The sequence below is a fragment of the Mycobacterium kiyosense genome (assembly GCA_021654635.1).
GTDB lineage: Bacteria > Actinomycetota > Actinomycetes > Mycobacteriales > Mycobacteriaceae > Mycobacterium > Mycobacterium kiyosense.
The window spans coordinates 3333760-3354127 of record AP025179.1; the positions used below are offsets into that span (position 1 = coordinate 3333760).

Annotated in this window: 26 protein-coding genes and 1 pseudogene; 6 read left to right on the plus strand and 21 right to left on the minus strand. The window is 68.3% G+C overall.

The features are described 5' to 3' along the window. Positions 1 to 5 precede the first annotated feature (5 nt). The 5 genes from L6444_RS15640 to uvrA all read right to left on the minus strand — a co-directional run bounded on the left by L6444_RS15640 (position 6) and on the right by uvrA (position 6077). Positions 6 to 371 (minus strand): YbaB/EbfC family nucleoid-associated protein, encoded by a 366-nt coding sequence (locus L6444_RS15640; RefSeq protein ID WP_236975187.1) that lies wholly within the window; start codon positions 369 to 371, stop codon positions 6 to 8. 11 nt (positions 372 to 382) lie between these two features. After that, positions 383 to 856 (minus strand): LppA family lipoprotein, encoded by a 474-nt coding sequence (locus L6444_RS15645; protein WP_236975194.1) that lies wholly within the window; start codon positions 854 to 856, stop codon positions 383 to 385. A gap of 91 nt (positions 857 to 947) precedes the next feature. Next, on the minus strand, positions 948 to 2453 hold the full coding sequence (locus L6444_RS15650) for an alpha/beta hydrolase (protein ID WP_236975196.1): 1506 nt from the start codon (positions 2451 to 2453) through the stop codon (positions 948 to 950). Positions 2454 to 2841: 388 nt separating this feature from the next. After that, positions 2842 to 3132, minus strand: a complete 291-nt coding sequence (locus L6444_RS15655; RefSeq protein ID WP_236975198.1) for a hypothetical protein — start codon at positions 3130 to 3132, stop codon at positions 2842 to 2844. Between the two features lie 32 nt (positions 3133 to 3164). Next, a complete protein-coding gene (gene uvrA, locus L6444_RS15660; RefSeq protein WP_236975211.1) occupies positions 3165 to 6077 on the minus strand; it encodes an excinuclease ABC subunit UvrA in 2913 nt (970 codons plus the stop codon). Positions 6078 to 6219: 142 nt separating this feature from the next. On the opposite strand from uvrA, the gene L6444_RS15665 reads away from it, so the two are divergent. The 3 genes from L6444_RS15665 (at position 6220) to L6444_RS15675 (ending at position 8391) form a co-directional block, all read left to right on the plus strand. Next, on the plus strand, positions 6220 to 6897 hold the full coding sequence (locus L6444_RS15665; RefSeq protein ID WP_236975213.1) for an MBL fold metallo-hydrolase: 678 nt from the start codon (positions 6220 to 6222) through the stop codon (positions 6895 to 6897). 148 nt (positions 6898 to 7045) lie between these two features. Then, entirely contained in the window at positions 7046 to 7363 is a 318-nt protein-coding gene (locus L6444_RS15670; protein ID WP_236975215.1) for a hypothetical protein, read from the plus strand. Next, positions 7360 to 8391, plus strand: a complete 1032-nt coding sequence (locus L6444_RS15675; protein ID WP_236975217.1) for a tyrosine-type recombinase/integrase — start codon at positions 7360 to 7362, stop codon at positions 8389 to 8391. The genes L6444_RS15670 and L6444_RS15675 overlap by 4 nt, the downstream gene beginning before the upstream one ends. Here L6444_RS15675 and L6444_RS15680 read toward each other — a convergent pair. Continuing rightward, positions 8386 to 8925: a hypothetical protein gene (locus tag L6444_RS15680; RefSeq protein WP_236975218.1), complete on the minus strand. Its 540-nt coding sequence runs from the start codon at positions 8923 to 8925 to the stop codon at positions 8386 to 8388. The genes L6444_RS15675 and L6444_RS15680 overlap by 6 nt on opposite strands. Positions 8926 to 9047: 122 nt before the next feature. On the opposite strand from L6444_RS15680, the gene L6444_RS15685 reads away from it, so the two are divergent. Then, positions 9048 to 9320, plus strand: coding sequence for a hypothetical protein (locus L6444_RS15685; RefSeq protein WP_236975221.1), 273 nt, complete (start codon positions 9048 to 9050; stop codon positions 9318 to 9320). Here the strand turns inward: L6444_RS15685 and L6444_RS15690 are convergent. The 13 genes from L6444_RS15690 to L6444_RS15745 all read right to left on the minus strand — a co-directional run bounded on the left by L6444_RS15690 (position 9317) and on the right by L6444_RS15745 (position 16566). Next, the gene (locus L6444_RS15690; RefSeq protein ID WP_236975223.1) at positions 9317 to 9862 is read right to left on the minus strand and encodes a hypothetical protein; all 546 of its coding nucleotides are present in this window, start codon (positions 9860 to 9862) and stop codon (positions 9317 to 9319) included. The genes L6444_RS15685 and L6444_RS15690 overlap by 4 nt on opposite strands. Next, positions 9859 to 10110: a hypothetical protein gene (locus tag L6444_RS15695; RefSeq protein WP_236975227.1), complete on the minus strand. Its 252-nt coding sequence runs from the start codon at positions 10108 to 10110 to the stop codon at positions 9859 to 9861. The genes L6444_RS15690 and L6444_RS15695 overlap by 4 nt, the downstream gene beginning before the upstream one ends. 14 nt (positions 10111 to 10124) lie before the next feature. Then, entirely contained in the window at positions 10125 to 11255 is a 1131-nt protein-coding gene (locus L6444_RS15700) for a phage major capsid protein (RefSeq protein ID WP_236975229.1), read from the minus strand. 312 nt (positions 11256 to 11567) lie between these two features. Then, positions 11568 to 11846, minus strand: a complete 279-nt coding sequence (locus L6444_RS15705) for a hypothetical protein (protein WP_236975231.1) — start codon at positions 11844 to 11846, stop codon at positions 11568 to 11570. Between the two features lie 17 nt (positions 11847 to 11863). Beyond that, entirely contained in the window at positions 11864 to 12355 is a 492-nt protein-coding gene (locus L6444_RS15710) for a phage terminase small subunit P27 family (RefSeq protein WP_236975233.1), read from the minus strand. 255 nt (positions 12356 to 12610) lie between these two features. Continuing rightward, positions 12611 to 12823: a hypothetical protein gene (locus L6444_RS15715; RefSeq protein ID WP_236975241.1), complete on the minus strand. Its 213-nt coding sequence runs from the start codon at positions 12821 to 12823 to the stop codon at positions 12611 to 12613. Then, entirely contained in the window at positions 12820 to 12996 is a 177-nt protein-coding gene (locus L6444_RS15720; protein WP_236975243.1) for a zinc finger domain-containing protein, read from the minus strand. The genes L6444_RS15715 and L6444_RS15720 overlap by 4 nt, the downstream gene beginning before the upstream one ends. Beyond that, complete coding sequence (locus L6444_RS30160) at positions 12993 to 13115, minus strand: hypothetical protein (protein WP_255730577.1); 123 nt, start codon at positions 13113 to 13115, stop codon at positions 12993 to 12995. Before L6444_RS30160 ends, L6444_RS15720 begins: the two co-directional genes overlap by 4 nt. Beyond that, complete coding sequence (locus tag L6444_RS15725; protein ID WP_236975245.1) at positions 13112 to 14080, minus strand: hypothetical protein; 969 nt, start codon at positions 14078 to 14080, stop codon at positions 13112 to 13114. Before L6444_RS15725 ends, L6444_RS30160 begins: the two co-directional genes overlap by 4 nt. Before the next feature lie 20 nt (positions 14081 to 14100). Next, entirely contained in the window at positions 14101 to 14439 is a 339-nt protein-coding gene (locus tag L6444_RS15730) for a hypothetical protein (protein WP_236975247.1), read from the minus strand. After that, entirely contained in the window at positions 14436 to 14651 is a 216-nt protein-coding gene (locus tag L6444_RS15735) for a hypothetical protein (RefSeq protein WP_236975249.1), read from the minus strand. Before L6444_RS15735 ends, L6444_RS15730 begins: the two co-directional genes overlap by 4 nt. 128 nt (positions 14652 to 14779) lie before the next feature. After that, complete coding sequence (locus tag L6444_RS15740) at positions 14780 to 15133, minus strand: hypothetical protein (RefSeq protein WP_236975251.1); 354 nt, start codon at positions 15131 to 15133, stop codon at positions 14780 to 14782. Beyond that, positions 15130 to 16566 (minus strand): recombinase family protein, encoded by a 1437-nt coding sequence (locus L6444_RS15745; protein WP_236975254.1) that lies wholly within the window; start codon positions 16564 to 16566, stop codon positions 15130 to 15132. Before L6444_RS15745 ends, L6444_RS15740 begins: the two co-directional genes overlap by 4 nt. Before the next feature lie 15 nt (positions 16567 to 16581). Between L6444_RS15745 and L6444_RS15750 the strand changes: the two are divergent. After that, positions 16582 to 16767: pseudogene (locus L6444_RS15750) on the plus strand (MBL fold metallo-hydrolase); the annotation flags it as partial. 5 nt (positions 16768 to 16772) lie between these two features. On the opposite strand, the gene L6444_RS15755 reads toward L6444_RS15750, so the two are convergent. Further along, a complete protein-coding gene (locus L6444_RS15755; RefSeq protein WP_236975256.1) occupies positions 16773 to 17213 on the minus strand; it encodes a universal stress protein in 441 nt (146 codons plus the stop codon). A 181-nt stretch (positions 17214 to 17394) separates the two neighbouring features. Between L6444_RS15755 and L6444_RS15760 the strand changes: the two genes are divergently transcribed. Further along, entirely contained in the window at positions 17395 to 18963 is a 1569-nt protein-coding gene (locus L6444_RS15760) for a mannosyltransferase (protein WP_236975258.1), read from the plus strand. On the opposite strand, the gene L6444_RS15765 is transcribed toward L6444_RS15760, so the two are convergent. Continuing rightward, the gene (locus tag L6444_RS15765; protein WP_236975260.1) at positions 18937 to 20355 is read right to left on the minus strand and encodes an MFS transporter; all 1419 of its coding nucleotides are present in this window, start codon (positions 20353 to 20355) and stop codon (positions 18937 to 18939) included. The genes L6444_RS15760 and L6444_RS15765 overlap by 27 nt on opposite strands. Positions 20356 to 20368: the final 13 nt, after the last annotated feature.

Genomic DNA, 20368 nt, shown 5'->3' on the forward strand with positions numbered 1-20368 from the left:
CGCCTTCAGCGATCCCGCCAACCGCGTCGGGCCTGTTCTTCGTAGTAGGCTTCGTCGTCTTGCTCACGCTGGGCACGCTCGGCGTCCAGCCGAGCCGAGTTCGCCTCGACGAAGGTCGACATCGCCTCGAACCGCGGGTCGGACCGCACCTCGCTCATGGCGTCCTCGACCCTGACCTGTACGTCAGCCACCGCGGCGCGGTAGGCGGCGATGATCGCGTCTTCGTCGGGTACGTTCACCGACAGCAGCCGGTTTTCGGCGTCCACGACCACGTGGATGCCGTCGGCCGTCCCGACACCGCGGGCCTGCTCGAGGGCGCGCTGAGCGCGCTGCACCTTGAGCCCGAGCTCTTCGAAGTCGTTGTCCGCCAACCCCGTCGGCCTCACTTCTTGTCGTTGGGAAGCCGGCAGCCGGTGTATCCGGCGATCACCAGGTTGCCGCCGTAGGACACTTTGATGGACAGCCCGGTGGGACCGGAGAACCAGACGTCGTGATCCCTGGGCTGGTCCTTCATCACCTGGACGTCGGTGGCGTCCAGCTTGGCGGCCGAGTCCTTGGCCGCCGCGACGATCGCGGCCCAGTCCGGCTCGGAAACAGCGACGTTCTCCGCGACGCGTTGCGGCAGAAAGAAACTCTGGCCAGCGGTTTGCTCGTACGGTCGCTGGCAGTTGTCGCTGCTGCCCTGGTCCAGGGTTTCCCACCGGATCGAGGGAATTCTCGCGCTGGCCGCCGCGGCTATCGCGTCCATCGCGGACTGCAGTTGGGTCTTGGTGTCTTCCAAGGACGGCAGGGCTTTCAGCTGCTGCAGGGCGTGTGCGGCATCGCTGGACGGGGTGGGCGGATAGGGCTGTTCCACGTGGCATCCTGTCGTCGCTAGCAGAACCGCAAGTGTCGCCGCGCAGCGAACGGCCGTGCGGATCGGTGCGGTGGGCTTTCTCATCTGGTCGTCAGTCTCCGCGGATCGCATGGTCACCCAGGCCGGCGACGACGGCGGCGATGTTGTAGCCCGTGGTGCGCGGCAGGTTGTTGCCACCCTGGCGAGGATAATCACTGTGCCCGTGCGCGCCTTCCAGGTTGAGGCTTCCGCCGTGTCCGTCGGGTATGGCGACCGGACCGGTGGCCAGCCGGGTGAATTCGGGGTTGGTGGCGGGGTTGGGTCCGAAATGACCGGCTCCGGAGGCATCCAACGCGGTCAGGCCGCCCTCGGCGATCACGTTCAGCGGAAACGGCAGGAACGGGGCGCCGGCATGGACCAGCGGCGGTGCGTCGTAGGTGTATTGGATGGGGTCGTCCGGGGTTTCCATGGCGAATACGTGCCCGGGCTGCAGATGTAGTTGCTGTGGGGTGCTGGCTTCGATGCCCGGCGAACCGTAGAACAGGGCGTCGCTGACCCCGTGATTGCCGGGTTCCTGCAGGGCCAGGCCGGTGGTCAACGACCCGTAGGAGTGGCCGATGGCGGTCAGATGCGCTGGCCCCCCGTCATGGGCGGCCGTGATCCCGTCGTAGAAGCCGGCCAGCTGGTGCGCCCCGGCGCGGGCAAGGGTGTCGTGGCTGACGTCCCAACCGCCGGCCAGCGATCTGCCGAGGTCGTCGGTTCCGGGGACCTGCGGCGCGTCGTAGCCGATCCAGGCGATCGCCGATACGGTGTCGTGGGCGTGCCCCGGGGTGGTGCGCAGCTGTCGCAGCGCTTCTTCCCGGACGTGCGTCGCTTCCGAGGCCATCCCGTCGATTGCCCCGTGCACGGTGGTGTTGAGCCCGGGCGCGGTGACTGAGACGTGGGTGGCGGTGTCCGGGTCGCCGATCGCGACGGCAGCGTGCGCCTGTCGACCGGTCTGGGTGTCCAGCAGCAACAGCTTGCGGTCGGGTTTGCCGCCGACGGCCTTGTCGACGGCCTGCAGATCCGGCAGGGTTCTCGTGCCGGCCAGGGCGGCGTCGTAGCGCCGCTGCCACTGCTCGTAGGCCACGCGGTCGTCGAAAATCGCACCCGGTTCGTTGGGTGAGGGAATGTTGTGTCCCGCCGCCCAATCCGGGTGCTGCGCGCGCAGCTCCTCGACCTGTGCCGCGGCGGAGCGGGCCCGGCTCAGTTCGTCGGCCAGGGTTTCACGGTTGTAGTAGTCACGGTCGACCGCGGGCAAGCCGTTGCGATTCCCGATGTAGTGGTCGTGGCGGTAGAGGGCGTCCTTCTCCGCGGGCGAAAGTCCCGCCCAGAAATCGTGCAGCTGTTTGGGGTCGGTGGGCAGCTGGGCGTGGCCGTCGATGATGGCCTGCACCTGCGGGCGCACCGCCGGCCCGTCGGGGTGCTGTGCGTAACCGGTCAGCTCCTGCAGTCCGGTGGAGATCGCTTGCGCCGCTTGGGTTTCCGCATCCCCGAATTGAGTCAGCAGATTCTTCACGCGCGTCTGGAAATCGGCAGCCTGGCCGTCGAGCTGCCCCTGCAGCAGGTAGGCCAGCAAGTCCCCCCGATCGTGCGCCCGGCACTTGCGGCGCCTTGACGTTGCCCGCGTCGTCCACGGTCATCCCGGCGGCCGGGATGTCGCCGTCGACTATTCGCAGCAACGTGTTCCGGTATCCGCTCAGTTGGGCGCCGTAAGTGTTGAAGGTGTCGGCCAGCGTCACCACGGCGGAGCCGATGTGGTTGGCGGCCAGCCGCTGTGACGTCGCGCGCACCGAAGCGGCGCCGGCTGCCGCACCCTTCCAGGTGTTCATCGCGGCGTCGACGTCGCGTTCGGCCTGCTCGACGCGCGAGGTGAAAGTGTTGCCCTGTGCGCTCAGATCCTCGGCGAACGCCGTCATCGTCTCGGGCTGGCAACCACGCACGTGGCTGATGGTGGTCACCGCGACTCAGCGGCCGTCGCTGTACAGGCGTCGTTGGGCCGCGAACGCCTGATCGAGTTCCTCGTAGGTGGCGGCGGCGTTGGTCGACGCCTCGGCCATTCGGCGCACGCACTTTCCGACCACGCCGAATGCCTTGACCACCCCGTCGCCGACCTGATCGGCGGCGATCTGGACCGGTGAGCCCGGCATCGCCACCGCGACGGTGAGTTTGCACCCTGCGATCGCATCCGCATGCCCGGCCAGGGTGGCGCCGAGCCGGTGCAGGTTGTCCAGATCGACCTGCAGCAACTCGTCCACGTCGCAGAGACTACCGCCGCGGCGCGGCGAAATTACGCGCTGACTTTGCGTCGCTTGCTGGCGGTCCGCTTGGGGCCGGTGCTCGCCGGGCCGAGCACCTCGGCCAGGAACTTGCCGGTGTAGCTCTCCGGCACCGCGGCGACGTCTTCCGGAGTGCCTTGCGCCACAACGGTTCCGCCGCCGGCACCACCCTCAGGACCCATGTCGACGATCCAGTCGGAGGTCTTGATCACGTCCAGATTGTGCTCGATGACGATCACCGTGTTGCCCTTGTCGACCAGGCCGCTGATGACGTTGAGCAACTTGCGGATGTCGTCGAAGTGCAGGCCGGTGGTGGGCTCGTCGAGCACGTAGATGGTGCGCCCGGTGGATCGCTTCTGCAGTTCGGAGGCCAGCTTCACCCGCTGGGCCTCACCGCCGGACAGCGTCGGCGCGGGCTGGCCGAGTCGCACGTACCCCAGCCCGACGTCGACCAGGGTGCGCAGGTAGCGGTGGATGCCGCTGATCGGCTCGAAGAATTCGGCGGCCTCCTCGATGGACATGTCCAGCACCTCGGAGATGGTCTTGCCTTTGTAATGCACCTCGAGGGTTTCCCGGTTGTAGCGCGCGCCCTGACACACCTCGCACGGCACGTACACGTCGGGCAGGAAGTTCATCTCGATCTTGATGGTGCCGTCGCCGGTGCAGGCCTCGCACCGGCCGCCCTTGACGTTGAAGGAGAACCGGCCGGGTTGGTAGCCGCGGACTTTGGCCTCGGTGGTGGCCGCGAATAGGGTGCGGATCTTGTCGAAGACGCCGGTGTAGGTGGCCGGGTTGGAGCGGGGCGTACGCCCGATCGGCGACTGGTCCACCCGCACCAGCTTGTCCAGGTGATCCAGGCCGGTGACCCGAGTGTGCCGTCCGGGGACCTGGCGGGCGCCGTTGAGCCGGTTGGCCAGCACCGCGGCCAGGATGTCGTTGACCAGAGTGGACTTGCCCGAGCCCGACACCCCGGTCACCGAGGTCAGCACGCCCAGCGGAAACGCCACGTCGATGCCGCGCAGGTTGTGTTCGCGGGCACCGACGACGGTCAGTCGCCGCTTCGGGTCGACGGGCCGGCGCATCGCGGGCATCTCGATGCTCTCCCGGCCCGACAGGTAGGCGCCGGTGATCGACTGCTTGTTGCGCAGCAGCTCGCTGTAGGGCCCGCTGTGCACGATGTGGCCGCCGTGCTCGCCGGCGCCCGGCCCGATGTCGACGATCCAGTCGGCGTGCTCGATGGTGTCCTCGTCGTGCTCGACGACGATCAGCGTGTTACCCAAATCCCTTAAGCGCGTGAGGGTTTCGATGAGGCGGCGGTTGTCGCGCTGGTGCAGGCCGATGGACGGCTCGTCGAGCACGTAGAGCACACCGACCAGACCGGAGCCGATCTGGGTGGCCAGCCGGATGCGCTGAGCTTCGCCGCCGGACAGGGTGGCCGCCGCCCGGGACAGCGACAGGTAGTCCAGCCCGACGTCGAGCAGAAAGCCCAGCCGCGACTGGATCTCCTTGAGCACCTGCCCGGCGATCGCCCGCTCGCGGTGGCCAAGTGTCAACGCGTTGAGGAAATCCGAGCAGTCCGCGATGGACAGGTCGCAGACCTCGGCGATGGACTTGGGGCCGTGCTCCCCCGCCGCCAGCGTCACCGCGAGGATCTCCGGCTTGAGCCGGGTGCCCTCACACACCGGGCACGGGATGTCCCGCATGAAGCCCTCGTAGCGTTCCTTCATCTGCTCGGATTCGGTCTGGGCCATCTTGCGCTGCAGGAACGCCAGCACGCCTTCGAATTCGGCGTAGTAGGACCGGGTGCGGCCGTACCGGTTGCGGTAGCGCACATGCACCTGCTCGTCGGCGCCCTCCAAGATCGCCTTGCGCGCCTTCGCCGGTAGTTTGCGCCAGGGGGTGTTGACGTCGAATCCCAGCGCGTCACCGAGCCCGGCCATCATCCGGGTGAAGTACTCGGCGGTGTGCCCGGCCGACCACGGCGCCACCGCGCCCTCGGCCAGCGTCAGTTCCGGGTCGGGCACCACCAGGTCGGGGTCGACCTCCTTGCGGATGCCCAGGCCGACGCATTCGGGGCAGGCGCCATAGGGCGAGTTGAACGAGAACGACCGTGGTTCGAGGTCGTCGACGGCCAGCGCGTGCCCGTTCGGGCAGGCGAGCTTCTCGGAGAACCGCTGTTCCCGCGGCCGGTCGTGCTCGTCGCGGTCGTCGGGAAACTCCAGGACCACGATGCCGTCGGCGAGGTTGAGCGCGGTCTCCACCGAGTCGGTCAGTCGCTGCTTGGCGCCGGCCTTGACGGTGAGGCGATCGACCACCACCTCGATGTCGTGTTTCTCCTGCTTCTTCAGCTTGGGCGGATCGGTCAGCGGGTGCACCACGCCGTCGACCCGAACCCTGCTGTAGCCCTGCGCGTTGAGCTTGTCGAACAGGTCGGCGAACTCGCCTTTGCGGGTGCGCACCACCGGCGCCAGCACCAGGAACCGGATGCCCTCGTCCATCGCGAGCACCTGGTCGACGATTTGCTGGGGCGTCTGGCGCGCGATCCGCTCACCACAGATCGGGCAGTGCGGCGTGCCCGCGCGGGCGTACAGCAGCCGCAGGTAGTCGTAGACCTCGGTGATGGTGCCGACCGTCGAGCGCGGGTTGCGGTTGGTCGACTTCTGGTCGATGGACACCGCCGGCGACAGGCCCTCGATGAAGTCGACGTCCGGTTTGTCCATCTGCCCCAGGAACTGGCGCGCATACGCCGACAGCGATTCCACGTAGCGGCGCTGTCCCTCGGCGAAGATCGTGTCGAAGGCCAGCGACGATTTGCCCGACCCGGATAGCCCGGTGAACACGATCAGGGCGTCGCGGGGTAGGTCAAGGTCGACGCTGCGCAGGTTGTGCTCGCGCGCGCCCTTGACGATGAGACGGTCGGCCACGCTGTCCCTTTCAGCTGAAACTCGTAGAGCCCTGCCGTGACGAACAGCTCACAGCGCAGGCCGCAATCCATGCTAGGTGCAGCCACCGACAAGCCTCGTCCGGCCGCTGCCGGCCCGCGCCTGACCAAGTAGCGTGACCAGCATGATCACTGTTTCCGACTCCTACACCGGACACGTCGACCCGGGCACCGCCGCCCAGCGCACGCTGCCCGGCGCGACGATCCTGAAGGCCTCGGTCGGCCCGATGGACAACAACGCCTACCTGGTGACCTGTTCCGCGACCGGAGACACACTGCTCATCGACGCCGCTAACGACGCCGACGCGCTGATCGACCTGATCCGCCGGCACGCCCCCAAGCTGGCGTTGATCGTGACCAGCCACCAGCACTTCGACCACTGGCAGGCCCTGGAGGCGGTCGCCGCCGCCACCGGAGCACCCACGGCGGCGCACAAGATCGACGCGGAGCCACTACCGGTCCGACCGGACCGTTTGCTGGCCAACGGCGACACGATCCAGATCGGTGAGCTCACCTTCGACGTCATCCACCTGCGCGGGCACACTCCGGGATCGGTGGCACTGGCCCTGGACGGGCCCGCTACCGGCGGCGTCACCCAGCTGTTCACCGGCGACTGCCTGTTCCCGGGCGGTCCTGGGCGTACAACACGCCCGGAAGAATTCGAGTCGCTCATCGGAGACCTGGAAACCAGAGTTTTCGACCGCTACGACGACGCCACGGTGATCTACCCCGGCCACGGCGACGACACCACACTCGGCGTCGAGCGACCGCACGTAGCGGAGTGGCGCGAACGCGGCTGGTGAAGCGCGGCACTCTCGATACTGCGCTCGCCCGAGCGCCACGTCCGTCTACGCGGCCGACTGTCCAACGCGCTACAGCCCTGTAGCGCAATGATTAAGCGTTCAAATTGCCTATTTACCAACGTAATTCGGTGCAATAGGCTCCTCGGCCATGAGCCGCGACAATGACCTGAGCAATGCTTCTTGCCCGCCGATCCCTGCCGGTGCGGTCGCCGGTGACTGGGATATCTGGCACGACATCACAGGCCGCAGCTGCCCGCAGGACTGCTACCGGCCGCTGACGTGGTCGCAGCACGACGTCGGCGAGGTCAGCGTGACTGTCGCCGGCGCGCAGTACGGCAACGGCGAACTGTTCCGGTACGTGTTGCTCCGCCCCGACACCGGCGACGCCGAACTCACGGCACCGCAGGCCCGTCGACTGGCGGCTGCGCTGCTCGATGCGGCCGACTCACTCGACGCTCTGACATGACGGCGACCGAGGCCAGTCGGGCGCGGATCGCGCGCCGCCAAGCCGCAGCGCTGCAGGTGCAGATGGCGCGGCGCGGCAATGTGTTCGAGCTGCGCGATGCCGGCGGCCCTGTGATCGCCGGCCGGTTGGAGACCATCGAGGCGTACCTGGTCGAGCGGTACCGCGGCGGCCGGCCGGGGCCGGCGCCGGCCCGCATCCCGGCGGCGTGGCGGCAACCCGTCGCCGACTACTGCCTGCACCTGGCGGCGGCAGGCCAGAGCGCGCGCACGGTCGACGCACGCCGACACGCCGTGTCGCGCATTGCCCGCGGCGTGGGCCGGCCACCCGCTGAGGTGACCGGGCAGCTGCTCGTCGAATGGTTCGGCGGGCAGCAGTGGAAACCGGAGACGCGGCGGTTCTACCGGGCTGCGGCGCGTGAGTTTTTCCGCTGGGCACACCGGGCCGGCCGCGTGCCGGCCAACATCGGTGACGAGCTGCCGGCGGTGCGGATACCGCCGGCGGTGCCGCGGCCGGTGCCTGATGATGCCTGGCAGCAAGCCATTTCGGCCGCGGATGCGCGTGTCACGTTGATGATGCGGCTCGCGGCCGAGGCCGGCCTGCGGCGCGCCGAGGTCGCCCAGGTCCACACCAGCGACCTGGTCGACGGCGTCGGCGGGCCGCAGCTCGTCGTACACGGCAAGGGCGGCAAGACCAGGGTCGTGCCGATCAGCGACTCGCTGGCCGCGGTGCTGCGGGCCGGTGCCGCCGGCCACACCCCGTATCTGCCGGCCGTCGGTTGGCTGTTCCCGGCGTGGCCGGCCGGCGGGCACCTCACGGCCGAGCACGTCGGCAAGCTGGTCGCCGACGCGTTGCCGGCCGGCTGGTCGATGCACAAGCTGCGGCACCGCTTCGCCACCCGCGCCTATCGCGGCAGCCGTAACCTGCGCGCCGTCCAGGTGCTCCTCGGCCACACCTCGATAGCCACCACCGAGCGGTACACCGCCGTCGACGACGACGAGATACGCGCTGCGGCGCTTGCCGCGCTATAGCTTCGGCGGCCTTGTGCCTCGCCACTGTTGCGGCGGCTGATCGGACAGGTCGTCGCGACGGTGCCACGTCACATCTATCCGGTCGGCTTCACCGCCGAACGGGGCAATCATGAACCGCGCGGAGCTGCGGCCGTCGACACGGTCGAACACGGGATCACCTGCAACGCCCCCACCTGAAATCTTTACGCCAAACTTGGCGGTGTCGGTGACATTCCAGAGGTCGTACTGGTCACCTTGTGCGTGCCTCAACTCCCAGGGAACGCCCTCGGCGCGCTCAGCATGTTCTTCAGCCATCCGGTTCTGCGCCTCGAGGGCCTCGGCCGACCGCTGGGCCGCCGCTGCGGCCTGGCGCTGCCAGGCCGCAGCTTCTTCGGCCGCCTTGGTTGCTCGTGCGGCGTTCTGTTCGGCTTTGGCCTCGTGAAGTTGCGCCGCGTCCTTTGCTTTTGTGGCGCGTCTGGCCTGAATCACTGCCACCGCGGCCGAGATGGCCGGTGCTACCAAAGCGGCCAGCGCGATCCAAGTCGGCACCTGCACGTTGCAGAGCGTAGTGCGCGGCACCGACACACGTAGCGCGTTAGCCGCACATTTGTGTGGACACGCTGAGTCCCGCTGTCGCGCTCTTGGTCCGCGTGGCGAGCGACGGGATACTGGTCAGCGTGAGTGAGTCGGGTGGAACCCAGGCAGCGGAACGCTGGCTTGATCAGATGGACGCTGACGACCCGACGATTCGGGTGTACGACGTCCAGGCCATCAGTGCGGCAGCCGGCCAGCTGCGCGACGCGGTCGCGGATGCGTTGGCCCGCGGCGTGCCGGCCCACGTGATCAGCCTGTCGATGGAGCTGCTCGAAGATGACCTCAGCGTGCTGTTGCGGACAGGCGAGACGATTCCCGCGCGGCAGCTGCGGGACGAGCTGGGCCTCGGCGACTAGGCCGGCGCAGTTCCTCCCAGCGCGAGAGCGCAGGCGATGACCTGGTCGGCCAGGACGGCCCGCTGGGCCGGTGTGGCGGTGTAGATGCGGGCGGCCAGACCGAGCAGCTCGGCCGCCGGCTCAGCGCCGCCGCCAACGGTCGGCGGCCCGGTGGGCAGCGTGAACACCCCGCCGAGCACCTCGCGCACCAGCTGGCCGGCGTCGTCGATGGTGTCGGTATATTCCAGCTTCGCCTCACGCAGAACACGTTGCGCGACAAGGGTTCTCACGTATTCTCCGAGCGGGGTCGTTGACCACATGCCGCGGATGCGGAGGTTGTTCTTGCGGTCGAGCAGCGGCGTTCCTTCGCCGACGACCTGGCTTTCGCCGTGCCGTACAACGGTGATTGGCACCCGCTCGGGGAACGGTTGCCGCCACTGGCTCGGCCCGAGGATCACCCCGCCGGGCTCGCGGTGGCCGCCGGCGATGATGATGTCGAACGCGGCCTCGCCGCGCAGCTGCCTGCAGACGCCGCGGCGCGTCGCGCTGGCCGGCGCGGTCACTCGTCGACAGGGGCGCCGTCGCCGGCCGGTGGGACCGGCCTGCCGTCCTCGTCGACCACCGGCGTGCCCGCCTCCGACACCGCCTGAGGTACCCAGCCGGCTTTGCGCTTGCGGCCGCCGACCTCGTCGACCCATCCCGAGGCCAGCCACAGCTCCCCGACGTGGTCGGGCACCTCGGCGGTCTTGCCGGGCCGGTGGATCGCGCCGTCGTGGCAGACCTGAAACGGTTGCAGCACCTTGACTTTCACCGCAGACGCTCCTGTCAGCTCGTCGGTAGGCCGGTAATGGACAGCAGCGCCGCCGGCCGCTCGACGGCCAGCGCCAGGCGCTCCTCGCCGACGAACCGCACCAGGTTGTGCGTGAAGTCGTCGTTGGCGCTGCCGGTGCGCAGCGACAGGCCCTCACGCAGCAGGACGCGGCCGAACTTGCTGCTGTCGATGAGCAGTCCGGTGCCGGCGGCCTGCACCGTGGTGACGAGCACCTCGACACCCCACAGCGAGCTCGCGGCGCCCTGGGTGGGATCGGGTGCGACCAGGTAGCGGTTCTGGCTGTCCTTCTCGCGGCGCATCGCCGACCAGGTGAGCGGGTTGAGCACCAGCAGGTCCGGCTCAGCCAGCGCCGCCCCGGTGCGCAGCGCCGCAATGCTCATCTCCACCGCGTCCAGCGTCGTGACGCCAGTCGCGTCCGCACTGTGGTCGTGCGTCAGGATTCCCGAGGTGTGCAGCAATCCGGTGAGGTGCCCGGTCGTGCCAGCGCCGCCCAACAGCTCGGCGTTCTCGACGTCGATGATCTGCCGGAACAGCTCGGCCTGCACATAGCCGGTCCACGAGTCCCAGTCCGAAATCGCCTCGTACGTGGTGGCGGTGTGCGCGGCGATTTTCTGCGCGGTCGCGGTCATCTGCTGCGTGTTGAGCACCAGCTCGGGCTTGAGCCCGCCCTCGGCGACCACGGCCGCGGCGCCGGTCGTGCTGTTGTGCCTGATGTACTCGACCGACGGCGCGCTGATCGCCTGCACCGGCAGCCGGTCCAAAATCCGGTTCTCGTGCACCGGCCCCAAGACATTGGGCACCAGCTGCGCCGGCAGCAGCGAGTCAGGAGACGAGAACGCCTTGACTTGCAGCGACTGCCGCGACACCACGGCCTCATACAGCGCGCGCGACGACTCCTCGTCCAGGCCGAGCGGCGCCACCTGGCGTCCGGTCACCTGCTTGCCGACCACGGCGCCCTCGGCGGCTGCATAGCCGGCGTTGCGCCACTGCCGGGCACGCTGGGCGGTCGCGTCTTGGGCCGCGCGGGCCTCGGCGTCGTCCATGAACGCCGAAAACTCGGCATCGGTGATCTGCCCGGCCCGGTATGCGGCCGCCTTGGTCTTGACTTCCTCTGCGAGATTCATCGCAAGATGCCTCCGAAATATTGTGCGCGGCAACGTATTCCGCGCAGCATGAATGAGGGGGTGCCCGAAACGGGCGATTTCGGCGGCGGCGACGTCGCTGAGCGGCGGTCGATCCGGTTCCGGCGGCGGTCGATTTCTCGGCGGCGGGCGAACCTTCACGGCGGCGGGTCAGCTCGGTGGCGGGCTCCTCACCGCGGGTACCCGACGGATCATCTCGGTCAGTCAGCGCCCACGGCTGCCCCCAGAATGACACGAATGAGATTTAGGGTGCAACCACCCTCGGCGGCGCGTGTTCGTCGCCGAGGGCCGCACTCAGCCCGATTCCGGCCCATCGGGATCGCCCGGCGGCGACGCATCTGCGATGGCCGCGTCCAGTTGCACCTCCACCAACTCCGCGCGCGCAATCAACCACGCAGGGCCGGTGTCGTCGACAGACCACAGTCCCACCGTCGCCACAGCCAGCCGGTACAGCGCCATCTCCTCGACCGTGTCGGCGTTCGCGCAAATAGCGGTGACCTGGTGCGCCATCGCCAACTCGTCGGAGCCAATGCCATCCTTCGCGCGCATCCGCGACACGAACTCCTCGCACAACCGGCGATCCTCGGCCCTCAATTCAGCAGCCTTTCGGGACCGAGCACGGGACGGCCCTGGCCGGCCCCGCCGGGCATGACGCCCTCGACCAGGCCGGCGCGGTCAGCCGGTGTCAACCCGAAACGAGCCGCCAGCGCCATGAGCTGCTTGAGCGCATCGTTACGCGCCGCCCAGTACACCGACTTGATCGGCTGCCCCTGGCTGCCTGCCCCGGTGTAGCCGTCCTGGCGAACCTTCGCCTCCAACGCCCGATAGTGCGCCACCGTCCGACAGAACGCCTCGAACAGCGTCAAGTCCCAGACTGCCAACACCTGCTTGTCGACCAAGTCGGGCGCCAGCTCACGCCACACCTTCGCCGCGGCGGCTCCCAGACCACGCGGCGGCTTCGTCAAGTCGACACCGTCAGCAGGTGGCGACGGAATCGGCTCGTCGCGGTTCAAGTCCCGCTCCCGACTGCCCGCCAGCAGCTTGAGCCGGTTCGGAGTGGCCTTGCGGCCAGTTCTCGCCATAATCAATACCTTTCGGTCGTTTCGGCCCGACAATCGGCCTGGAAAATCGGAATTTGTTGGGTCCACGCCCACGGGGCCTTGACAAAGCGGTCGCGTCACAGGCGTCACGGCGATTGGACCTTCCCGCCGGGCGGCGGGGGCCGGCGGCCGCCCGGCGCAGCGGGCGCGGGGGCGGTCGAACAGATCGTGTCGGCCGCGGCAGCGGGCGCCGGGCAGCGCGGGGATGGGCACGCCGAGGACCAGGGCGGCGGATGGTCATGGCAGGAACCTGGCGAGGTGGCGGCCGCGGGGGGCGGCGGACTCGAGTTCGACGGGGACGACGGTGTGCACACCGATGCAGTGTGGCCCGCAGGGCGGCAGCTCGGCCGCGGCCTGGTGGGCCAGCTCGAGGCTGTCCCAGTAGGTCCACTCTGCGGTCAGTGTGCCGGTGCTCGGGTGCTCGCGGTGGCAGACCAGGACGGCGGTCATGTTGTGAGCCTTGTGAAGTGGACGATGCGGCCGCCGGGCAGCGGGCCGGTGTTACCGGCGAGGTTGTGGCAGTGCTGGCCGGGTTGGGCGTGGCACAGTTCGCAGCGGCGGCGCAGCGCGGCGGCGACCAGGGCGCTGACCGGGTTGGTGAGGTGTTCGCGTAGGTGGCTCATGGTGTCCGAATCCCGTTGAGCGAGTGCAGGTCTGCGTAGGTTCGCGGGTCGTCGGTGGCGGCGTGGTCCCATTCGGTCAGCTCGGCGACGGCGGCCCGCCATTCGGTGTCGTCGATCATCGGGTTTGTCCTTGGAGTTGGCGTGCGTAGGCGAGTTGCTCATCGGTGAGTTCGCCCTCGATTGCTGGGTGGCTGCCACCGTCGCAGTGACAGACGCGGATGACGCGGCCTGGTTTGCCGTCGTTGTTGAGCACGATTCCGCGGTCTCGGCACCTGTTGCACAAATAGCGCGGCGCGGCGGCCGGCCCTGGCGGTTGCTCCGTGTCATCCGAGTCCATCCGTGCAATCAGGCGCTCGGCGACGAGCAGGTTGCCGAGGGCCTTGGCTTCGGTCTTGCCGATTGGTGGCGGGTGCAACACGTCCCAGATTGCGCCGTATCGCTTTTCCCAGCGCGTGTAGTTGTGCCGAGCATCGCGGCATGGACCGCAGCTGAGTTCTGTGCCGGCAGGCATGTGCCTCGAGCAGTAGCGGGGCGGCTCGGCCGGAATGCTCGACAGGTCGGCGGGTACGCCGCTGATGCGCTGCAGTTGTTTGCCGGTTTGCTCGATCGCCTTGGTGGGCTCGTCGACGAGCTCGGCGTCGACGGTGGGCGCTTCTCCCCCTTCTTCTGTTACTTCTCCAAGGTCTCTATAAGTAGTGCATCTGTCGGATTCGACAGGGGGGTGTGTCGATTTCGACAGACCATCGTACGAATTCGGCACATGGTCTGCCGGATTCGTATTGTGGCAGCTCGCAGGTTTGTCGGATTCGTATTCTGTCTGGTCAGAGGCGATTTTGTAAGATCGGCGTCGGTCCTCGCGCGGCGGGTGTTCTGCGACCTCGATTGAGTTTGCTAGACGCTCCAAGGCGCGCCGAATTGCGCTGCCGCTCAATCCGACTTCGCTGCCGAATTCGGAATAGGACACGCGCCACCAACGCACGCCGGCCACCGTCACGCGCCCAGGTCCGTTGGACTCACACCGATACCGAATGTGGGCCAGCACTAAGGCTGCCGCTGCGCCGTAACGCTCGACCTCGTCCGGCATGACCCTGACGAACGGCGGTCTCACGTTGCGGCCTTCGCGGTGTGCAGCCCGCACGCCAGGCCAGGTTCCTTGACGCGCTGACGGCAGGGTTGGCCAGCCGAAGTGGGTCGCCCGCAGCGCAGACTGTCACCCCAGATGCGCTCGCGCATGGTGGCCGGCAGCCGCCCAAGCCCCTCGTGTGGCTGCGATGGGTCTCCGTGTTGCGCGCGCCCCCCGGCGAGGGCGGTCTTGCTTACCAGCCACAGCACCTCGTCGCCGGCGTTGGTCACACAGACGGCGGCCAGATAGTCGGGTGCGCCGACGTCGCACAGGCAAGCTGAGCGTTCGTAGTCGATCAGGCTGCCGGGCCGGTCGCTCACGCTGCGCCGCCGCGCAGAATCGCGGCGATGCGCTCGCGCTGCTCGGCGGTCAGCGGCGGCGCCTGGGCGACGACCCTCGCGACGTGCTCGGCCAGTTGGTGGGCACGGAGCGCCCGGCGGGCCTCGACCAGCTCCGGGTCGTCGGGCTTACGGTCGCGGGACAGCGCACCGATGCGAGCGCGATAATGTGCGGTTTCCGATGACAAAGCCATCGCCAGGGCCTCCAAGAGCGCGAGAGATTAACCCTCGCGCTGGCAAGGCTGTCACCGAGCGACATCCGGCCCTTGTTGGCGCTCACCGACGCTGTTACGGGGCGCCCGACGTACCGGTCGTTGGCGCTTCACAGGCTAGCAGCGAGATTCTTAAGACTGATGGAGGTTTGGCCGTGCGCCGCCCACGTGTCGAGGAATGCCGCTAGCGACTCGTACCTCGCGGGCGTCGTCTGGCCGTGGCATTCAAACAGCATTCGGTACCGGACGTTGCTCGCGTCGCTCGGCGTGAGCAGATCGGAGCCTGGTTCGATTTCCACTGTGCGACCGTCGATTTCGCGCAGAGCTTGCAGAGAAATGCATCGCCGCCCGTTTTCGGGTGGCACTGGCCGCCATCCCCTGGTGTCGCAGATCAGCGCCCCGAGCTCGTAAGTGCCGCGGGAGTGCACGGCGTCGTCGCAGAAAACGCGGATGCGGTCGATCATCGGTCCCACTCGAATCTGACGCTGCTGGGGTCGAAACCTGGACCGGGCCGGGTGCGGTCGATAATCACGCGCAGTCGCAGCGCCTGCAATATGGCGCGGCGCTGGGATACGGCCATCTCGTCCCATCGTTCTCGAGCTCGCGGGCCGGCCAGCGGTTGCACCGCGCTGATGTCCAGCGAGACGACGGACTCGGCGCGGCGCCGTTCGGCCTCATCGAGCTCGGGCTGCAGGCGCGCGGTGATTCGGCGTAGCTGGTCGGCGCTGATGGCGCCCTCGGCGAACGCGTCGGCCGCTTCGCTCAGACGTTGATTCAGCTCGCGGGCACGGTCGGACCACCGCCGCGCCTCCGCATCATCGCCGAGTAGCCAGTCCAGTGCGTCAGGCTGAGCCAGGCGCGCGATGACGACCTCCCTGACGACCTCGTCGACCGACGGCTCGGAGCGGCCGACGCAGCCCTTATTGCTGTCGCAGATGTACAAATCGAGCGGCTTGCCGCGCTGCCCGCGGCGCGTGACGGCACGCAGCTTCTCTCCACACACCCCGCACTCGCCTATCCCCCAGCTGAGCAGATGCCGGCGGGCGCCGGGGCGGGCGGTGCCGTTGACTCGGCGCCCGGGCTCGGTGAGCAGCGCAACGACTTTCTCGTGCTTGGCGCGGTCAACAATCGGCGGCCAGCAGCCGTCGAAACGTTCCTCATCGGGAAGGCCGCGATGGTGAACACGTTGCGCAATATTCGATTCTCGGATGGCGAGCTTCTTGACCGACGTCTTACCCCACCGCGCCGAGTTGGGCGCCGGCTCGCCGCGCTGGTTGAGCGACTCGGTGATGCCGCGGAGGGTGTCACCAGCGAGCAGACGGTCGACGACCTCACGGACAACACCGGCCTGTTGCGGGTGTTCGACCCAGGTGGCGTCAGCCCCGCGGCCCCTCTTCTGCCACCCGTAGCCGAGGTCGCTGGATGGCCGGCCTGAGCGGGCACGTCGCGCGGCCGCGGCTGTGACGCGCTCGGACTTGATTTCAGATTCCCAGGTTGCCAACGCCCCTTGAATGTCGACCCAGGAGCGGCCGGCCGCCGTTGATAGGTCGTAGTCGCCGCCCTGGGCCTCGGACACGTTGACCCTGCACGCGTGGAATGAGTCGATGAACTCGGCGCGCTCACCTCGGTTCCGGGTCATGCGGGTGAGCTGGTAGACGATGACACGGTCGATCTGCCGGTCACGCGCCAGCCGCAAAACTTTCTGGTAGCCGGGCCGTTCGGCGCCACGAAACGCGCTGATGTCGTTGTCGGTGTGCTCGGCCACGATCCGATAACCCCGTGCTGAGGCGAAGGTGCGGGCATGGTCGAGCTGGGCTGTGACGCCAACCGCCTGGCCGCTGGTGTCTTGGCTGATGCGCGCGTAGAGCGCGACGCGCTCGCCGACCGAAGTATTCACAATTAAGAGCCTACGGTATTCCCCGGCGGCGTCGGCAAGACCTGGCAACCCGGTGACTTCGAGCAGCTGCTCGACGACGTGTCCAGCCGGGTGTTCGACGTGTACGACGACGCCACCGTGATCTACCCCGGCCACGGCGACGACACCGTGCTGGGCGCCGAACGCCCACACCTGGCCGAATGGCGTGAGCGCGGCTGGTAGGCCGGCTACGTGGTGTGCACGATCAGCACGTCGACCTTCGCCTTACGCGAGACGTTGGCCGGCACCGATCCCAGCAGCCGTCCCGCGATCGTGCTCAAGCCGACGTTGCCGACCACCAGCAGGTCCGCCTTCTCCGACTCGGCCAGCTGCACCAACGCATCCACCGGGGCGCCTTCGATCGCGCGCTCCTCGACGTTCTTCGCGCCGGCGATGTGCGCCCGTTCCTTGGCCGTGTGCAGGATGTCGTAGATCGGACCGGTGCCCGTCACCTTGTAGCTCTCGCCCTTGAGGGCGTCGACCGCGCGGGCGTCCTCCTGCTGGGGCAGGTACGCCGACGCGATGATCAACTTGGCGTCGCTTCCGGCGAGTTTGGCCGCCCTCTCGACCGCGCGCAGCGACGAATCCGAGCCGTCAGTACCTACGACAACGGTTTGATAGGCGCTCATTTACCCTCCCAGGTGTCGGTTTCTCAGCCAACCCAAGACAGTATCGCGTTGCTGGACCGTGGTGGGAGAGATTTGCGGCGTGGCAGCCCTCACGGTCGTGTCCGCCGCATTGCGCAGCTCACGTCGCCGGGCCGCTCAACTGCACTGTTCGGCAAAGCTCCACTTAAGGTGGTAGGCGATCATGTCTACCCCTGTCGTCGAAGATCCCGTGGCTGACGGCGCCGAATCGGCGTCGTCGGCAACTTCGCGCGGCAGGTTGCTGGACCCGTGGGCGATAGCCGCGCTGACCGCGGTCGTCAGCGGCGCCTGGGCCGCGCGACCGTCGCTGTGGTACGACGAAGGCGCGACGATCTCGGCGTCGGCCAGCCGCACGCTGCCCGAGTTGTGGAAGTTGCTGAGCCACATCGACGCCGTCCACGGCTTCTACTACCTGCTGATGCACGGCTGGTTCGCGATCTTCCCCCCGACCGAATTCTGGTCACGAGCACCCAGCGCGCTGGCGGTGGGGGCAGCCGCCGCAGGCGTGGTGGTGTTCGCGAAGCAGTTCGCGGGGCGGACGACGGCACTGTGCGCGGGCGTCGTCTTCGCGATCCTGCCCAGGGTGACATGGGCGGGCATCGAGGCCCGCTCCTACGCGCTGTCGGTCGCCGCCGCGGTCTGGCTGACCGTGCTGTTCGTCGCCGCGGTGCGACGTAATCGGGCCCGGATGTGGGTGTCCTACGCGCTGGCGTTGATGCTCACCATTCTGGTCAGCATCAACACGGTGCTGCTGGTGCCGGTGTACGCGGCGATCCTGCCCGCGGTGGCCCCGGGCAAGCCGCGTAAGCGGCCGGCCATCTGGTTTGCGGTGGCGTCGGCCGTCGCGCTCGGAGCGATGACGCCTTTCCTGCTGTTCGCCCACAACCAGGTCTTTCAGGTCGGCTGGATCGCGGGGCTGCACCGCAACCTGTTCCTCGACGTCGTGCACCGGCAGTTCTTCGACCACAGCATCGCCTTCGCCATCCTCGCCGGTGTCCTGGTGGTCGTCGCGGCTGGCCTCCGGCTGGCCGGGCGCGCCAGGGCCGAGGCCGGCACCGGCCGGTTGCTGCTGATCAGTGTGCTGTGGGTGGTCATCCCGACCGGCACCGTGCTGATCTACTCGGCGCTCAGCGAACCGATCTACTACCCGCGATACCTGATCTTCACCGCCCCCGCCGCGGCGGTGATCCTGGCAATCTGCATCGTCGCCATCGCCCGCACCCGGTGGCAGGTGGCCGCCCTGCTGGTAGCCATGGCCGTGGCCGCGTTTCCGGGCTACTACTTCATCCAGCGTGGGCCGTACGCCAAGGAGGGGTGGGACTACAGCCAAGTGGCGGACGTCATCAGCGCCCACGCCGCACCCGGCGACTGTCTGTTGCTGGACAACACGGTGCCCTGGCTGCCCGGGCCGATCCGCGCCCTGGTGGCCACCCGGCCGGCCGCCTTCCACTCCCTGATCGACATCGAACGGGGCGCCTACGGACCCAAGGCCGGCACGTTGTGGGACGGCCACGTCGCGGTCTGGCTGACGACCGCCAAGATCAACAAATGCTCCACCCTGTGGACCATCACCAACCACGACCCTTCGCAGCCCGATCACCAAGTGGGACAGTCACTTCCGCCGGGAGCGTTCGGGCGCTCACCGGCCTATCAGTTCCCGGGCCATCTGGGTTTTCACATCGTCGAGCGGTGGCAGTTCCACTATTCACAGGTCGTCAAGTCGACCCGGTGAGCGTCGGTCGCGGTGGGTTGCCTGATAGGAGCTGAGGAATCCGAGGGCGGCCAGTGCGGTGAACACCGCGAACAGCCAGCGCGCCGACGTCACCTCGCCGCCGGGTGCGGTGTTGACGACGACGCCCGCCAGTCCGGCGCCGAACGCCCCGGAACTCAGCTGGACGATGTTGATCGCCGCGGCCGCCGCGCTGCTTTCGGCCGGGTCGTCGACGGCGGTCATCGCCCGGACCGCCAGATGAGGCCACCCCATTCCGATGCCCGCACCGGTGATCAGCAGGGCCAGCGCCCACAGCAGCACGAACGACAGCGAGGCGTAAGGACGCTGCGTTACCGCACCCAGCGCCAGGCCGGACGCCATCACCAGCGGAGCCACCGCGACCACATGCCCGATCACCTGCCGGTTGGTCAGCGACGCGCTGACCACCTCGGCGAGGGTCCACCCGGTGGCGAGCGCGGCCCCCAGAAACCCGGATTCCACCGGACTCAGGTCGGCCAGCTTCTGCCCGAAGAACGGCACATAGGTGTTGGCCATCGCCGCCACCATCTGCACGGCCATGGTCAGGTAAATCCACTTCAGCGGCCCGGAACCAAACACGCTGCGCGGCAACACCGCGACGTGCATCCGCCAGTCCACGATCACGAAGACCACCACCAGCAGCGCGGCGGCGGCCAGCAGCCCGAAGGTCTGAATCCGGTATTGCGGCAGCTCCGCGACGCTGACGGCCAGCGCAGCCGCCCCGATCAGCAGCAGCGACCAGACCGGCACCGGGTGGGCGATCGGCTTCTCGCCGCCGATATGCCCAGCCGGCAGCACTTTCCGCACCAGCAGCGCCATCAGTGCGGCGGCGAACGCGATCGACACGAACGCCCACTGCCACAAGTCCAGCTGGGCGAAGATCCCTCCGGTTGTGGGTCCGACCAGCGTCGCGACCCCCCACATCGTGGAGACCAGCGCCGAGCCGCGGGTCCACAGCTGGCGCGGCAGCGCGGAGTTGATCAGCGCATACCCCAGACCGGCCAGCAGGCCGCCCGCGAGGCCTTGCAGCATGCGTCCGGCGACCAGGATCTGCATGTTCGGCGCCAGTGCCGAGACCAGGCTCGACAACGCGAAGACGGTGAGCCCCATCAGATATGACGATCGTGCTCCGACCCGCACCAGCATCGGGTTCACCGTGGTCGCCGCGACCACCGAGCCGACCAGATAGAGCGTGGTCGCCCAGGCGAACAGGCGTTCACCGCCGATGTCCGCGACGATGCTCGGGAGCATGCTGACGGTGAGGAACTCGTTGGTGGCGTAGAGTCCGACGCCGCCGGCCAGCACGGTGCAGGTGCCCAGATGCCGACCGAACAGCTCACGCCAACTGCCGGTCTCACTGACCGTCTCCGTCACGCTCCTACCGTAA

Coding starts and splice junctions, on each gene's coding strand:
- L6444_RS15665 (WP_236975213.1), top strand. CDS start 6,220: ATGATCACTGTTTCCGACTCCTACACCGGACACGTCGACCCGGGCACC.
- L6444_RS15670 (WP_236975215.1), top strand. CDS start 7,046: ATGAGCCGCGACAATGACCTGAGCAATGCTTCTTGCCCGCCGATCCCT.
- L6444_RS15675 (WP_236975217.1), top strand. CDS start 7,360: ATGACGGCGACCGAGGCCAGTCGGGCGCGGATCGCGCGCCGCCAAGCC.
- L6444_RS15700 (WP_236975229.1), bottom strand. CDS start 11,255: ATGAATCTCGCAGAGGAAGTCAAGACCAAGGCGGCCGCATACCGGGCC.
- L6444_RS15710 (WP_236975233.1), bottom strand. CDS start 12,355: ATGGCGAGAACTGGCCGCAAGGCCACTCCGAACCGGCTCAAGCTGCTG.
- L6444_RS15715 (WP_236975241.1), bottom strand. CDS start 12,823: ATGACCGCCGTCCTGGTCTGCCACCGCGAGCACCCGAGCACCGGCACA.
- L6444_RS15720 (WP_236975243.1), bottom strand. CDS start 12,996: ATGAGCCACCTACGCGAACACCTCACCAACCCGGTCAGCGCCCTGGTC.
- L6444_RS30160 (WP_255730577.1), bottom strand. CDS start 13,115: ATGATCGACGACACCGAATGGCGGGCCGCCGTCGCCGAGCTGACCGAA.
- L6444_RS15725 (WP_236975245.1), bottom strand. CDS start 14,080: ATGCCGGACGAGGTCGAGCGTTACGGCGCAGCGGCAGCCTTAGTGCTG.
- L6444_RS15735 (WP_236975249.1), bottom strand. CDS start 14,651: ATGGCTTTGTCATCGGAAACCGCACATTATCGCGCTCGCATCGGTGCG.
- L6444_RS15740 (WP_236975251.1), bottom strand. CDS start 15,133: ATGATCGACCGCATCCGCGTTTTCTGCGACGACGCCGTGCACTCCCGC.
- L6444_RS15755 (WP_236975256.1), bottom strand. CDS start 17,213: ATGAGCGCCTATCAAACCGTTGTCGTAGGTACTGACGGCTCGGATTCG.
- L6444_RS15760 (WP_236975258.1), top strand. CDS start 17,395: ATGTCTACCCCTGTCGTCGAAGATCCCGTGGCTGACGGCGCCGAATCG.